We start from the raw sequence: 12264 nt of genomic DNA on the forward strand, positions 1-12264 counted from the left end.
CGCGTCGATCCAAAACCTAAAAGTTGAGCGCACTGTAGCGAGGTCGCAAAGATTAAGGAAATATCCTTCGACAATCCACCTCATAGGCATTGTCTATCCAGCAATTTCATTCACGAAAAACGCCCTGGCGCTTTTGTTACAGCCGATTTCGCCAACATCGCCCGCCTTTCGTCGGCGCGACAAACTCGGTAAGGTCAGCGCGTTTTCCTTCTGTTCGGAGTGTCTCGATGCAAGCCCCTGTCCTCTCTGGCCCCCAGTACCTGCGCGAAGGCCTGAAACTGGTGCTGAGCCCGAACCTGCGGTTGTTCGTGCTGTTGCCCCTGGCGGTCAACCTGCTGCTGTTTGGTGGCCTGATCTACTTTGCCGGCCATCAGTTCAGTGTCTGGGTCGACGCCCTGATGCCAACCCTGCCCAGCTGGTTGAGCTTCCTCACCTACATTCTGTGGCCACTGTTCGTCGCCTTGGTGGTGCTGATGGTGTTCTTCACCTTCACCCTGGTGGCCAACGTCATTGCGGCGCCGTTCAACGGTTTTCTGGCCGAGAAGGTCGAAGTGGTGGTGCGCGGCCAAGACAACTTCCCAGCCTTCAGCTGGGCCGAGCTGGTGGCCATGGTGCCGCGCACCTTTGGCCGCGAGATGCGCAAGCTGGGTTACTTCCTGCCACGGGCCATCGGCCTGTTCATCCTGTCGCTGATCCCGGTGGTCAACGTGGTCGCCGCGCCGCTGTGGCTGATCTTTGGTGTGTGGATGATGGCTATCCAGTACATCGACTACCCGGCGGACAACAACAAGATGAGCTGGCAGGACATGCTCGCCTGGCTGCGCCAGAAGCGCTGGCAGTCGCTGGGCTTTGGCGGCATCACCTACCTGGCGCTGATGGTGCCGGTGGTGAACGTACTGATGATGCCGGCCGCAGTGGCGGGGGCTACGTTGTTCTGGGTGCGTGAACGCGACTAAATCCAAACGCTGCCCTGTGTAGGAGCAGCCTTGCGCTGCGAAGAGGCCATTACTGACAATACCTGTCTGTGGCTAGTACTGGCCTCTTCGCAGCACAAGGCTGCTCCTACCGTCATTGACCGAGCCGGCTGGAAAACTGCCCCACTACATCCACCACCCGCTTCGCCCCCTCCTGGATTTCGACGATCACGTTGCCGGTTTCATCGGCCAACGACAGCCCCTGCTCGGCCTGGCGCTTGCTGGTGTCGATGATCGCCACCGCAGCCTGGGCCAATTGCTCGTTCTGCTGCACCACCCGGGCAATCTCTTCGGTGGCCGTGCTGGTACGCGAGGCCAGCTGGCGCACTTCGTCGGCGACCACGGCAAAACCACGCCCCTGCTCGCCCGCCCGGGCCGCCTCGATGGCAGCGTTGAGCGCCAGCAGGTTGGTCTGCCCGGCAATGTCACTGATGGTCTTGATGATCGAGCCGATCACCCGCGACTGGGTGTCCAACGCCTGAATGCCCTCGGCGGCGTTTTGCATCGACGACTCCAGGCCACGCATGACGTTTACCGTCTGCGTGACTACGTCGGTGGCCTTGCGCGCGCTGGCGTCAGTGCTCAGCGAGGTGTTGAAGGCGATGTCCGCCGCTTCGGCAACCGCCTGCTCCTGGTTGACCTGGTCGGTGATCACGGTGGCGAACTTGACCACTTTGTACAGCACATCATGGGCGTCGAAGATCGGGTTGTAGGACGCTTCCAGCCAGATTACCCGGCCATGGGCATCGATACGCTTGAAGCGCTCAGCCACGTATTCGCCACGGCGCAGCTTGTCCCAGAACGCCTGATAGCCCGCCGAATTGGCCTCTTCGGGTTCGCAGAAAATGCGGTGATGCTTGCCGCGTATCTGTTCAAGCCGATAACCGACCGACGTCAGAAACCGTTCGTTGGCGGTCAGGATGGTGCCATCAAGGCCGAATTCGATGACTGCGGTCGAGCGCATCAGGGCCTTGATCAGGCTTTCGTGCTCACGGGAGGTCTCGATGGTGCGAGTGAGGTCGCTCGAGTGCAGGGTGAAATACTTGATGCGCCCTTCGCTGTTCTTGACCGGCTGCAGAATCGAGCGCAACCAGGCTTCCTGGCCATTGCCGCGCAGCAGGCGGAACGCCCCGTTGAGGTGCTCGCCCCGGCTGATCGCGCTTTTCATGCGTTGGTAGAAGTCGAGCGACTTCACGTGGGCCGGGACAATGTCCTCGAGTTTGCGTCCAAGCAATTGGTCGGCACGGTAGAGCATCTCGCTCTCGAAGTTGCCGTTGACCATCTCGATCCGTCCCTGGGGGTCGAGTTGGAGCACCAGCATCTCGCTGTCGAGGCTGCACTTGACCTGTTCGACCGACAGCAGGTCTTCGCGCAACTGCTGGATTTCTTGCTTGAGCTTGTTGTTGAACATCACCGCTCTCCTGGAGCGCAGCACGTAATCGAATGCATCTTCATCGGCTGCCACTGCCAGGTTCTTGAGCGCCGCCCACGCAAATATTCACACAATTGAAACAGCCGGCAATCAGGCGTCATTTGCACGTCACAAGGCCGTCACATCGGCGCAATGATGCAAGCGGAAACTTTTTGTCATGAATACACCCGCCCTACGCATCACCCTCGTCAGCGAAACCTTCCCACCCGAGATCAACGGTGTCGCCAACACCCTTGGCCGCCTCAGCGAAGGGTTGCGCCAACGCGGGCATGACATCGAGATCGTCCGCCCCCGCCAAGCCGGCGAGGAGCCTGTGCACAACGATCCGCAGCTGATGCTGTGCCGCGGTTGGGCGTTGCCCGGCTACCCCGGCCTGCAATGGGGCGAAGTGTCGATGCACCGGCTGTTGCGGCGTTGGCGCAGGCAGCGACCGGACGTGCTGTACATCGCCACCGAGGGGCCTTTGGGGTTGAGCGCATTGCGTGCGGCACGGCGCCTGGGGGTGCCGGTGGTCAGCGGGTTCCATACCAACTTCCCGCAGTATTCCGGCCAGTACGGCTTGGGCTTGCTGGCACGCCTGCTCACCCATTACCTGCGCTGGTTCCATCGCCGCACGGCAATCACCCTGGTGCCCAGCGTCAGCCAGCGCCTGGAGTTGGAGCGTCGTGGTTTCGAGCGCCTGGACCTGTTGGCCCGTGGCGTCGACGCCTGCCTGTTCAACCCGGCCCGGCGCAGCCAGGCGCTGCGCGAAAGCTGGGGGGTCGGGCCGGACGATATCGTCGTGCTGCATGTCGGCCGGCTGGCGGCGGAAAAAAACCTAGGGGTACTGCGACCGTGCCTGGACACCCTGCAGAAGACTTATCCACACAAGCGCTTGCGCCTGATCGTGGTCGGTGACGGCCCACAGCGCGCCACCTTGCAGCAGCAGGTGCCTGATGCCGTGTTCTGTGGTGCCCAGCGGGGCGAGGTGCTGGCCGAGCACTATGCCAGCGGTGACCTGTTCCTGTTCCCGAGCCTGACCGAAACCTTTGGCAATGTGGTGCTCGAAGGCATGGCCTCAGGCTTGGCGGTGGTCGCCTATGATGAGGCAGCGGCTGCTCAGCACATTCGGCATGGCCATAGCGGTGCGTTGGCGATGCCCGGCGACCAGGCGGCCTTCATCGATGCCGCTTGCTGGCTACTGGAAGAGGAAGAAACCCTGCGCCGGGTGCGCCTGAACGCACGGCAGCACGCCAGCCGACAGGGCTGGCCGGCGATTGTCGAGCAGTTCGAAACCTACCTGTGCAGTGCTTGCAAACAACGCACAGGCGACACGCAAAAAGCTTCAGGTGCTGCACTGGCGATCAAGCCAGGTTCGACAGCGCATCGCGGCTGACCTTCAGCCGCCGCGCGCGCCCATGTTTCAGCCCAGCGCCTTCTCGATGGCCTGAACCACGGCTGGATCATCCGGCGCAGTGCGCGGCGAGAAACGCGCCAGCACGCGCCCATCCTTGCCCACCAGAAACTTTTCGAAGTTCCAGGTGATGTCGCCTGGAAACTCAGCACCTTCCCCCGCCAGCAGGCGATACAGCGAATGGCGGTGCGCCCCGTTGACCTCAAGCTTGGCGCCCAGCGGGAAGCTGACACCATAGTTGAGGCTGCAGAACTCCTGGATCTCTTTCTCGCTGCCGGGCTCCTGGCCGGCAAACTGGTTGCACGGCAGCCCCAAAACGCTGAAGCCTTTGCCCTTGAACTGCTGATGCAGCGTCTCCAGCGAAGCGTATTGCGGCGTCAGGCCACACTTGGAGGCAACATTGACCACCAGCACCACTTGGCCCTTGAACGGTGCGAGGGGCAGTTCCCCGCCGTTCAGCGCCTCCAATTTCAGGTCGTGAAAAGCACTCATGATGTAATCCCCTCTCAGGTTCCCGATGGCCGCAGGGCGAAATCCGCCCAATAAAAAAGCGCTCGTCCAAGCCGTCCACCTCCCGTTGGGAAGGCAAATCGGCTTGCCCGAGCGCCTGGCGACTCTCTGAGCTTAGCGCAGAAAATCAGTGGTGATGGCCACCTTCACCGTGGATGTGACGGTGCGCGATTTCTTCTTCGCTGGCGTCACGCACGTCGACAACCTTGACCTGGAAGGTCAGGCGCTGGCCGGCCAGCGGGTGGTTGCCGTCAACGGTGACGTCGTCGCCGTCGATGTCGCGAATGGTGACGATCTGCATCTGGCCATCCGGCGCCGACGCGTGGAACTGCATGCCGACTTCCAGCTCGTCGACGCCTTCGAACAGGCTGCGGTTCAGGGTGCTGACCAGCTCGGCCAGGTATTCACCGTAGGCATCTTCTGGCTCGATGGAAACGTTCAGCTCGTCACCGGCCTGCTTGCCTTCCAGGGCCTTTTCCAGGCCCGGGATGATGTTGCCGGCACCGTGCAGGTAAACCAGCGGCGCGCCACCGGCGGAGCTGTCGATGGTCTCCCCGGCGTCGTTGGTCAGGGTATAGTCGATGGAGACAGCCTTGTTGGCGGCGATCAGCATGGGGCAAGACCTTTTGCAAAAGTATGTAGAGCGGACAAGTGTAACCAAGCCATCGCCCGATTGCGAACGCGCCTCGGCCGAGGAACAGCCCATCAGTCGGATCACTGGCTTCCATCAGGACGAAGAAGGCCACTGGGTGGTCGAGTTGTCGTGCGGCCACACCCAGCACCTTCGTCACCAACCGCCCTGGCAAGCGCGCCCTTGGGTGCTCGATGCCGAGCAGCGCCAACAGCGCATCGGCGAGGCTTTCGCGTGTGGCTGGTGTGCACAGGCAGCCGATAGCGCTACCCTTGGCCGTTGATTCCTTGCACCGCTTTAATTCGAGAAGCACGCATGCAAACTTTTTTCATAGCGCCGACCGACTTTGGTGTCGGCCTGACGTCGATCAGCCTCGGCCTGGTACGCACCCTTGAGCGCGCAGGCCTGAAGGTCGGCTTTTTCAAGCCGATCGCCCAGCCCCACCCAGGTGACACCGGCCCGGAACGCTCCACCGAACTGGTCGCACGCACCCACGGTATCAAACCGCCCATGCCGCTGAGCCTGGCCCACGTCGAGCGCATGCTCGGCGATGGCCAGCTGGACGAGCTGCTGGAGGAAATCATCCGCCTCTACCAGCAAGCCTGCATCGGCAATGACGTGGTCGTGGTCGAAGGCATGGTGCCTACCCGCCACGCCAGTTACGCGGCGCGGGTCAACCTGCACCTGGCCAAGAGCCTGGATGCCGAGGTGATACTGGTTTCGGCGCCCGAAAACGAGGTACTCAGCGAGCTGTCCGGCCGCGTCGAGCTGCAGGCCCAGCTGTTCGGCGGCCCCCGCGACCCGAAAGTGCTGGGGGTGATCCTCAACAAGGTGCGCACCGACGAAAGCATGGCGGACTTCGCCACCCGCCTGCGCGAACACTCGCCACTTCTGCGCGGCAACGACTTCCGCCTGCTCGGCTGCATCCCTTACCAGCCCGAGCTGAATGCCCCACGCACCCGCGACGTGGCCGACCTGCTGGGGGCCCAAGTGCTCAACGCGGGCGATTACGAGCAGCGGCGCATGAGCAAGATCATCATTTGTGCGCGCACGGTGGCCAACACCGTGCCGCTGCTCACCCCTGGCACCTTGGTGGTGACCCCGGGTGACCGCGACGACATCATCCTTGCCGTAAGCCTGGCGGCGATCAATGGCGTGCCCCTGGCCGGCCTGCTGCTGACCAGTGACAGCAAGCCCGACGCACGCATCCTCGGCTTGTGCCGCGGCGCCTTGCAGGCCGGCCTGCCGATTCTGTCGGTGAGTACGGGTTCGTACGACACGGCCAACCAGCTCAATTCGCTGAACCGCGAGATCCCGGTGGATGACCGCGAACGTGCCGAATTCATCACCGACTTTGTCGCCAGCCACCTCGACGCTGCCTGGTTGCACCAGCGCTGCGGCACACCACGCGAGTTGCGCCTGTCGCCTGCGGTGTTCCGCTACCAACTGATCCAGCGCGCGCAACAGGCCAACAAACGCATCGTCCTGCCAGAAGGCGCCGAACCGCTGCTGGTACAGGCGGCAGCGATCTGCCAGGCCCGTGGCATTGCGCGTTGCGTGCTGCTGGCCAAGCCGGAAGAAGTCGAAGCGGTCGCCCGTGCGCAGGGCATTACCTTGCCTGCGGACCTGGAGATACTCGACCCTGAGTTGATTCGCGGGCGCTATGTCGAACCGATGGTCAACCTGCGCAAGAGCAAGAACCTCAACGCCCCGATGGCTGAGCAGCAGCTGGAAGACCCGGTGGTGATCGGCACCATGATGTTGGCCCTGGATGAAGTCGACGGCCTGGTGTCGGGCCTGGTGCACTCCACCGCCAACACCATCCGCCCTGCCCTGCAGCTGATCAAGACCGCGCCAGGTGCCAGCCTGGTGTCCTCGGTATTCTTCATGCTGTTCCCCGAGCAGGTGCTGGTGTACGGCGACTGCGTGATGAACCCGCACCCAAGTGCCGCTGAACTGGCAGAAATTGCCCAGCAGAGCGCCGAATCGGCACACACCTTCGGCATCGCGCCGCGGGTGGCGATGATCAGTTATTCAAGCGATTCGGCGAGCGATGAAGAAGTCGACAAGGTGCGTGAAGCGACCCGCTTGGCGCAGGGCGCCGCGCACGATCTGCTGATCGATGGGCCCTTGCAGTATGACGCGGCGGCCAACCCGGCCATTGCCCGCGAGCTGGCACCGAACAGCCCGGTTGCCGGGCGTGCCACGGTGTTCGTGTTCCCTGATCTGAATACCGGCAACACCACGCACAAAGCGGTGCAGCGCAGCGCCGATGGGGTCAGCCTGGGGCCGATGCTGCAGGGTTTGCGTAAGCCGGTGAACGATTTGCCGCGGGGGGCTCAGGTGGATGACATCGTGCATACCATCGCCCTGACGGCGATCCAGGCCAGCGTCGTACGCTGAATCCAGGGGCTGCTGTGCAGCCCAATCGCCGGCAAGCCGGCTCCCACCCGAACTGTGTAGCCTCAAAGGCTAGCGCCGCACCTGTGGGAGCTGGCTTGCCAGCGATGAGGCCGGCACAAGCACCACAAGACAGTTGCTCCCACAGGACTTGAGGCCCACACGGTCATGTGGGAGTCGGCTTGCCGGCGATTGGGCCGCACAGCGGCCCCTGTGTTGTGGCCTTACTGCTGAACTTGGCCCTGGTCATACTGCTGGCCAGGAATCGGCTTCAGGTTGACCTCGACACGACGGTTTTGCGCACGGCCGTTAGCATCGGCATTGCTGGCGATCGGCTGGTCCGGGCCCATGCCACGCGCCGAAATACGCGAAGCATCGACACCCTGCGAAGTCAGGTAGGTGCTGACCGCTTGCGCACGGCGCTGGGACAGGTCCATGTTGTGCTGGCGGCTGCCGGTGCTGTCGGTGAAGCCAACCACTTCGATGGTGTTCTGGTTGAACTGCTTGAACGAGCCGGCCAGGTTGTTCAGCGGCGAGTAGAAGCTTGGCGCGATGTTGGCCGAGTCGGTGGCGAAGGTGATGTTGCCGGGCATGATCAGCTTGATCTGGTCACCCTGGCGCTGCACTTCGACGCCGGTGTTGGCCATTTGCGCGCGCAGTTCGGCTTCCTGCTTGTCGGCGTAGTAGCCGTAGCCTGCGGCGGCGGCACCCACTGCGGCAGCGCCGATCAGTGCGCCTTTACCGCGGTTGTTGTGGTCGATGGCGGCGCCGGCGATGGCACCGGCCAGCGCGCCCAGGCCGCCGTACTTGGCGGTCTTGCTCATCCCCGTGGAGCCCTGCGCCTGACCCTGGTTGTCGTACGGGTTCTGGCTGGCGCAGCCCGTCATCAGGGCGGCGGCGGTTGCGACGATAATCAGACGACGCATGGTGAACATGGACAAGCTCCTACTGAAATTCATAAATGCGGCAGACCGCGAATGGATCTATGCCAGCCTTGGATTGCCCAGACGGCAAAAAATTCCATGAACACCTTTTCATGCAGGTTCATGCCCGCACGAACGGGTTCTCGCGCATCTCGTCACCCAGGCGGGTGTCTGGCCCGTGGCCGGTGACCACGATGGCCTCTTCATCCAGCCGGTACAGCCGCTCCTTGATCGAACGAACGATAGCCCGCTGATCGCCACCCCACAAATCGGTGCGGCCAATACCGCGACGGAACAGGGTGTCGCCGGCAATCAGCAGCTTGGCATCGGCAAACCAGAAACTCATCGAACCCGGCGTGTGCCCTGGGGTGTGCAAGGCCACGCCACACCCACAGGCCAGCGCCTCGTCATCACTCAACCAGCGGTCTGGCGGCGGCACCGGGGTGTAGGGCACGCCGAACATCTGGCATTGCATCTCCAGGTTGTCCCACAGCGACTGGTCGTCCTTGTGCAGGTGCAACGTCGCGCCGGTCAGCTCCTTGAGCTTGCCCGAGGCGAGGAAGTGATCGAAGTGCGCGTGGGTGTGGATGATGCTCACCAGGGTCAAGCCATGGGCCTGCAGGCGCGCGAGGATCTTGTCCGGGTCACCGCCTGGGTCGACGACGATGGCCTTTTTGGTCAATGGGTCGCCGATCAAGGTGCAGTTGCACTGTAGGGGACCTACGGGGAAGGTTTCGCGGATGAGCGCTGACGGTGTCATTTCCATGGGTGAACACAAGAACCAGTTAATCGAAGAGGGTTTGTACCCGAGCCAGCGCATCGAGGACGACGACTTCGGGAACGGTTTCAACATGCTTGGCACTTCTGGCTTCAAGATCCACAGTGCGGATCTGGTTGCAGAGCATGACACCTTGCGTCTGCGTGCCTGCACCGCTGAGGGTAACGGCAAACCCTGCATGCCTTGCGAAATCGCCACCTTGGGAGATAGGAACAATGACCGCAAGGCCCGCAGCGTTGAAGGCTGCCGGCGTGAGCACCAATGCAGGTCGCCCGGCGCCCTGCTGCTCTCGGCCGACGGTGGGGTCGAGGTTGACGCGAACGATGTCGCCTCTAGCGAACTTGGCGCGCTTCACACTTCCCGCCCCACTGGGCGCATTGCGTTCCAGTCGGCCATGTCCGCTGGCTCCGGTGCGGTCAGATCGCACTGCGCCATCAATGCTTCAAGGGTGTATTTGGGTTTGGTTCTGAGGGGCTTGAGCACCAGCGTTTCGCCGGCCGTGTCCAGGCTCAGCGTCGAGCCGACACCCAGCTGCATCTGCTTGAGCACCGCTGCGGGCAGACGAATCGCCGCGCTGTTGCCCCACTGCTGAATCTTGATCTGCATAAGTATCTCCCAAGGTAGATACATAGTAGAAACCCTCCAAGTGATTGCAAGTGAAATGTAGAAACGTCGTATCTACACTGTCACTCGCCTGGCTTTAAAAAAAGCCCTGTCATCACAAGAAGGAAATGCCTCACATCGTCTTGGGAATCGACGTTGATGCAGCATTATCTGGTAATACCTGATCAGGTGAACTGGCCGCGCAAAAGCTTACGGCAAGAACAACCTGAACAACCCGCCCCCCAGCGCCCCGCCATTGGAAATTTCAATCCGCCCCCTCACCCCATCGCTCTCATGCAGCGCCGCGATCCGCGCAGCGAAATACAGGCCCAGGCCCGTACTGCCACTGTGTGAATCGATGCCCTGGATGAACTCTTCCTGGCGCTCGAGCATGCGCTGTGGATAACCCGGGCCGTCATCGTTGACGCAGATGACCAGTTGATTCGCCTCTTCCTCGATGCTGATCAACAACGCATGCCCGGCAAACCGGGTGGCGTTGGTGATCACGTTGGCGATCACCGATGCCACCAGCTCGCGGTCGAAGAAGCCCAGTGGGTTGTCGGTGTCGATGCGCCAGGTGGCGAGGATGTCGTTGTGCTTGAGCACTTCTTGATGGGCGGCCAGTTGGGCTTCGATGAAGTCATCCAACTCATGGTAGTCCGGGCACACGGGCAGCTGGTTCACGCCCAGTTTGTACAGCCCCAGCAGTTGCACCAGCATACCGTTGAGGTGCCGGAACTCATGTTCCATCACCCCTTGCTCGGTGCCGCCGCGCAACTCTTCAGGCAGCCGCGCCAGCCACTGGTCATGGGACTGGATCAGCGCGGACAGGGAGTTCTTGAGGTCGTGCACGGTGGAGGCGATCACCGTGGAAAAATCCAGCCCCTGATTGTCTTGATTCATGCGCCGAACACTCGGATGTGCAGTTTGCCATAGCGGTCATAGCGGTTGTCGCTGGCAGGGATGCCGGCCACGCTGGTCAAGGCGTCGCGGCATTCCTGCATGATCGCAGGCTGTGGGTCATCCCCCCCGATGCGCAGCAACGCCTGGGCGGTGTTGAGGGCGATGCTGATGTTCTTGGGTTGCAAGGCCAAGGCCTTGCGGAACAACTGCAGCGCTTCGTCGAGCTGACCTCCCTGGTAACTACGCACTCCCTGGCGGTTGAGGGTGACGGCCTCGGTGATCGCATTGAGCACCGCCGGATCATCCGTCAGCTTGGCCACCCTCTGCATCACTTTGGGGTCGTCGCCGTAACTTTCAACGCAGCTTTTGAGCACGCCGAGCGCGGCCGCTTCCTGCCCTGACGCCTGCAGCTGAGCCGCCACCGTCAACGCGGCATCGACCGAGAAAAACTGCTCCATCTTGTCCAGACGCTGCATGGCCTGCTCGGTGAGCTTGGCGGCCGTCTCGGCATCGCCGGCCTGCTGCAGGCTGGCGGCCTTCATCATGCGGGCGCGTACCTGCAGGCCCTGATCTTCAGGGTATTCCTTGGCCACTTCACTGAGCACGGTGTTGATCTCGACGCGGGTACGGGCGTCCAGGCCAAAACCTGTGTTCTTGTTCATCAGCGCCTGCACCAGGCCAAGGTTGTTCTCGGCATCCTTGTAGCGCGAGCTCTGCCCCTGGTTCACGGCATGGCGGAACGCCTTGGAGGCACTTTCGAAATCTTCGTTGCCCAGCGCCAGCTTGCCCAGCGTGGACTGCCGGCGTACCGACAGCGGCGACAGGCGCACCGCTTCTTCCAGCATGTTCTGCGCGCGCTTGGTTTCGCCCTGCGCCACCAGCACTTCAGCCATGCCGTCGTACAGGCCCGGCATGATCGGGAAGGCTTTCAGGGCCTGTTCATACACACCCTGGGCCTGGGCATTCTGGCCACGCTTGTGCATCAAGCTGCCCAGCGCCGAATACACCCACGGCTGCGGGCGGCTGGCGAGAATGGCCTTGAGAAACTTTTCCAGCTCGTCGAAGCGATTGAGCCCGCGCAAGGCATCGGCGCGGTAGCGCAGGCACAGGGGGGCGAAACGCGGGTCCTTCTTGCACAGCTCGGCACATGCTGCCAGGACTTCGGCCGGGCGGCCGCGGTCCAGCGCCTGGAGGATCGGCTTGAGCAAGGTCTTGCGCTGGAACAGCTTCTCGACGCGCTGGGCCAGGCCCACCCGGTTGAACGGCTTGGTCAGGTAGGCATCGGGCTCATGCTCGATGGCACTGAGGACGATGGCCTGGCTGCTCTCGGCGGTCACCATGATGAACACGCATTCATGGCTGATGTGCTTGTCGAGGATCAGGTCCTCGAGCACCTGCTGGCCGTTCTTCTTGCCGTCGCCCAGGTGGAAATCCTGCAGGATGAAGTCATAACGCTTCTGCGCACACATGCGCAGCGCCTGCTCGCCGCTGTCGGCCGTGTCCACGTCGCGCACACCCAGTTCGCGCAACATGGAACGGGTCGACGTACGAAAGTCGGTAAAGTCGTCGACGATCAGAAAGCTCTTTTGCCCGTACTGCAGCATCAACACGACCTGTATTGGGATGATTGAAAAATCGCGCAAGGCGATGCATACCACCGAATGCTGTATCGGCAGCCGGCCGGGAAAGATGAGGATAGAGCACGAAGCGCGCTAAA

13 protein-coding genes and 1 pseudogene are annotated in these 12264 nt (G+C 62.2%); 4 read left to right on the forward strand and 10 right to left on the reverse strand.

Translation table 11 applies throughout. From position 1 onward, the window contains the following. The first annotated feature begins 227 nt into the window (after positions 1 to 227). The gene (gene cysZ / locus AB7M33_RS04865; protein ID WP_027594431.1) at positions 228 to 956 is read left to right on the forward strand and encodes a sulfate transporter CysZ; all 729 of its coding nucleotides are present in this window, start codon (positions 228 to 230) and stop codon (positions 954 to 956) included. Positions 957 to 1068: 112 nt separating this feature from the next. Here cysZ and AB7M33_RS04870 read toward each other — a convergent pair whose 3' ends face one another. Continuing rightward, complete coding sequence (locus tag AB7M33_RS04870) at positions 1069 to 1500, reverse strand: methyl-accepting chemotaxis protein (protein ID WP_374707398.1); 432 nt, start codon at positions 1498 to 1500, stop codon at positions 1069 to 1071. A gap of 108 nt (positions 1501 to 1608) precedes the next feature. After that, positions 1609 to 2385 (reverse strand): annotated as a pseudogene (locus AB7M33_RS04875) (PAS domain-containing protein); the annotation flags it as partial. Positions 2386 to 2563: 178 nt separating this feature from the next. Here AB7M33_RS04875 and AB7M33_RS04880 point away from each other — a divergent pair. Then, entirely contained in the window at positions 2564 to 3781 is a 1218-nt protein-coding gene (locus AB7M33_RS04880) for a glycosyltransferase family 4 protein (protein ID WP_454242515.1), read from the forward strand. A gap of 27 nt (positions 3782 to 3808) precedes the next feature. Here AB7M33_RS04880 and AB7M33_RS04885 read toward each other — a convergent pair whose 3' ends face one another. After that, positions 3809 to 4291 carry a glutathione peroxidase gene (locus AB7M33_RS04885; protein WP_027594434.1) on the reverse strand — a complete coding sequence of 161 codons (483 nt, stop codon included), beginning with the start codon at positions 4289 to 4291 and terminating at the stop codon, positions 3809 to 3811. 145 nt (positions 4292 to 4436) lie between these two features. Continuing rightward, positions 4437 to 4922: an FKBP-type peptidyl-prolyl cis-trans isomerase gene (locus tag AB7M33_RS04890; RefSeq protein ID WP_085274095.1), complete on the reverse strand. Its 486-nt coding sequence runs from the start codon at positions 4920 to 4922 to the stop codon at positions 4437 to 4439. Here AB7M33_RS04890 and AB7M33_RS04895 point away from each other — a divergent pair. Together AB7M33_RS04895 and pta are read left to right on the forward strand one after the other, a co-directional pair. Next, complete coding sequence (locus tag AB7M33_RS04895) at positions 4921 to 5223, forward strand: DUF3565 domain-containing protein (protein ID WP_027594436.1); 303 nt, start codon at positions 4921 to 4923, stop codon at positions 5221 to 5223. The genes AB7M33_RS04890 and AB7M33_RS04895 overlap by 2 nt on opposite strands. Positions 5224 to 5255: 32 nt before the next feature. Next, positions 5256 to 7343 (forward strand): phosphate acetyltransferase, encoded by a 2088-nt coding sequence (gene pta / locus AB7M33_RS04900; protein ID WP_027594437.1) that lies wholly within the window; start codon positions 5256 to 5258, stop codon positions 7341 to 7343. A 221-nt stretch (positions 7344 to 7564) separates the two neighbouring features. Here pta and AB7M33_RS04905 read toward each other — a convergent pair whose 3' ends face one another. The 6 genes from AB7M33_RS04905 to AB7M33_RS04930 all read right to left on the reverse strand — a co-directional run bounded on the left by AB7M33_RS04905 (position 7565) and on the right by AB7M33_RS04930 (position 12151). Then, a complete protein-coding gene (locus AB7M33_RS04905; protein WP_027594438.1) occupies positions 7565 to 8275 on the reverse strand; it encodes an OmpA family protein in 711 nt (236 codons plus the stop codon). A 109-nt stretch (positions 8276 to 8384) separates the two neighbouring features. Next, positions 8385 to 9029, reverse strand: a complete 645-nt coding sequence (locus AB7M33_RS04910; protein WP_099452920.1) for an MBL fold metallo-hydrolase — start codon at positions 9027 to 9029, stop codon at positions 8385 to 8387. 19 nt (positions 9030 to 9048) lie between these two features. Beyond that, on the reverse strand, positions 9049 to 9396 hold the full coding sequence (locus AB7M33_RS04915) for a type II toxin-antitoxin system ChpB family toxin (RefSeq protein WP_099452919.1): 348 nt from the start codon (positions 9394 to 9396) through the stop codon (positions 9049 to 9051). After that, on the reverse strand, positions 9393 to 9671 hold the full coding sequence (locus AB7M33_RS04920) for an AbrB/MazE/SpoVT family DNA-binding domain-containing protein (protein ID WP_454242516.1): 279 nt from the start codon (positions 9669 to 9671) through the stop codon (positions 9393 to 9395). Before AB7M33_RS04920 ends, AB7M33_RS04915 begins: the two co-directional genes overlap by 4 nt. A 183-nt stretch (positions 9672 to 9854) precedes the next feature. Next, on the reverse strand, positions 9855 to 10547 hold the full coding sequence (locus AB7M33_RS04925) for a sensor histidine kinase (protein ID WP_027594440.1): 693 nt from the start codon (positions 10545 to 10547) through the stop codon (positions 9855 to 9857). Then, positions 10544 to 12151 carry a tetratricopeptide repeat protein gene (locus AB7M33_RS04930; RefSeq protein ID WP_454242517.1) on the reverse strand — a complete coding sequence of 536 codons (1608 nt, stop codon included), beginning with the start codon at positions 12149 to 12151 and terminating at the stop codon, positions 10544 to 10546. Before AB7M33_RS04930 ends, AB7M33_RS04925 begins: the two co-directional genes overlap by 4 nt. Positions 12152 to 12264: the final 113 nt, after the last annotated feature.

Source organism: Pseudomonas sp. Y3 TE3536 (assembly GCF_053629175.1).

Coding starts and splice junctions, on each gene's coding strand:
- cysZ (WP_027594431.1), top strand. CDS start 228: ATGCAAGCCCCTGTCCTCTCTGGCCCCCAGTACCTGCGCGAAGGCCTG.
- AB7M33_RS04870 (WP_374707398.1), bottom strand. CDS start 1,500: ATGCGTGGCCTGGAGTCGTCGATGCAAAACGCCGCCGAGGGCATTCAG.
- AB7M33_RS04880 (WP_454242515.1), top strand. CDS start 2,564: ATGAATACACCCGCCCTACGCATCACCCTCGTCAGCGAAACCTTCCCA.
- AB7M33_RS04885 (WP_027594434.1), bottom strand. CDS start 4,291: ATGAGTGCTTTTCACGACCTGAAATTGGAGGCGCTGAACGGCGGGGAA.
- AB7M33_RS04895 (WP_027594436.1), top strand. CDS start 4,921: ATGGGGCAAGACCTTTTGCAAAAGTATGTAGAGCGGACAAGTGTAACC.
- AB7M33_RS04890 (WP_085274095.1), bottom strand. CDS start 4,922: ATGCTGATCGCCGCCAACAAGGCTGTCTCCATCGACTATACCCTGACC.
- pta (WP_027594437.1), top strand. CDS start 5,256: ATGCAAACTTTTTTCATAGCGCCGACCGACTTTGGTGTCGGCCTGACG.
- AB7M33_RS04905 (WP_027594438.1), bottom strand. CDS start 8,275: ATGTTCACCATGCGTCGTCTGATTATCGTCGCAACCGCCGCCGCCCTG.
- AB7M33_RS04910 (WP_099452920.1), bottom strand. CDS start 9,029: ATGGAAATGACACCGTCAGCGCTCATCCGCGAAACCTTCCCCGTAGGT.
- AB7M33_RS04920 (WP_454242516.1), bottom strand. CDS start 9,671: ATGTATCTACCTTGGGAGATACTTATGCAGATCAAGATTCAGCAGTGG.
- AB7M33_RS04925 (WP_027594440.1), bottom strand. CDS start 10,547: ATGAATCAAGACAATCAGGGGCTGGATTTTTCCACGGTGATCGCCTCC.
- AB7M33_RS04930 (WP_454242517.1), bottom strand. CDS start 12,151: ATGCTGCAGTACGGGCAAAAGAGCTTTCTGATCGTCGACGACTTTACC.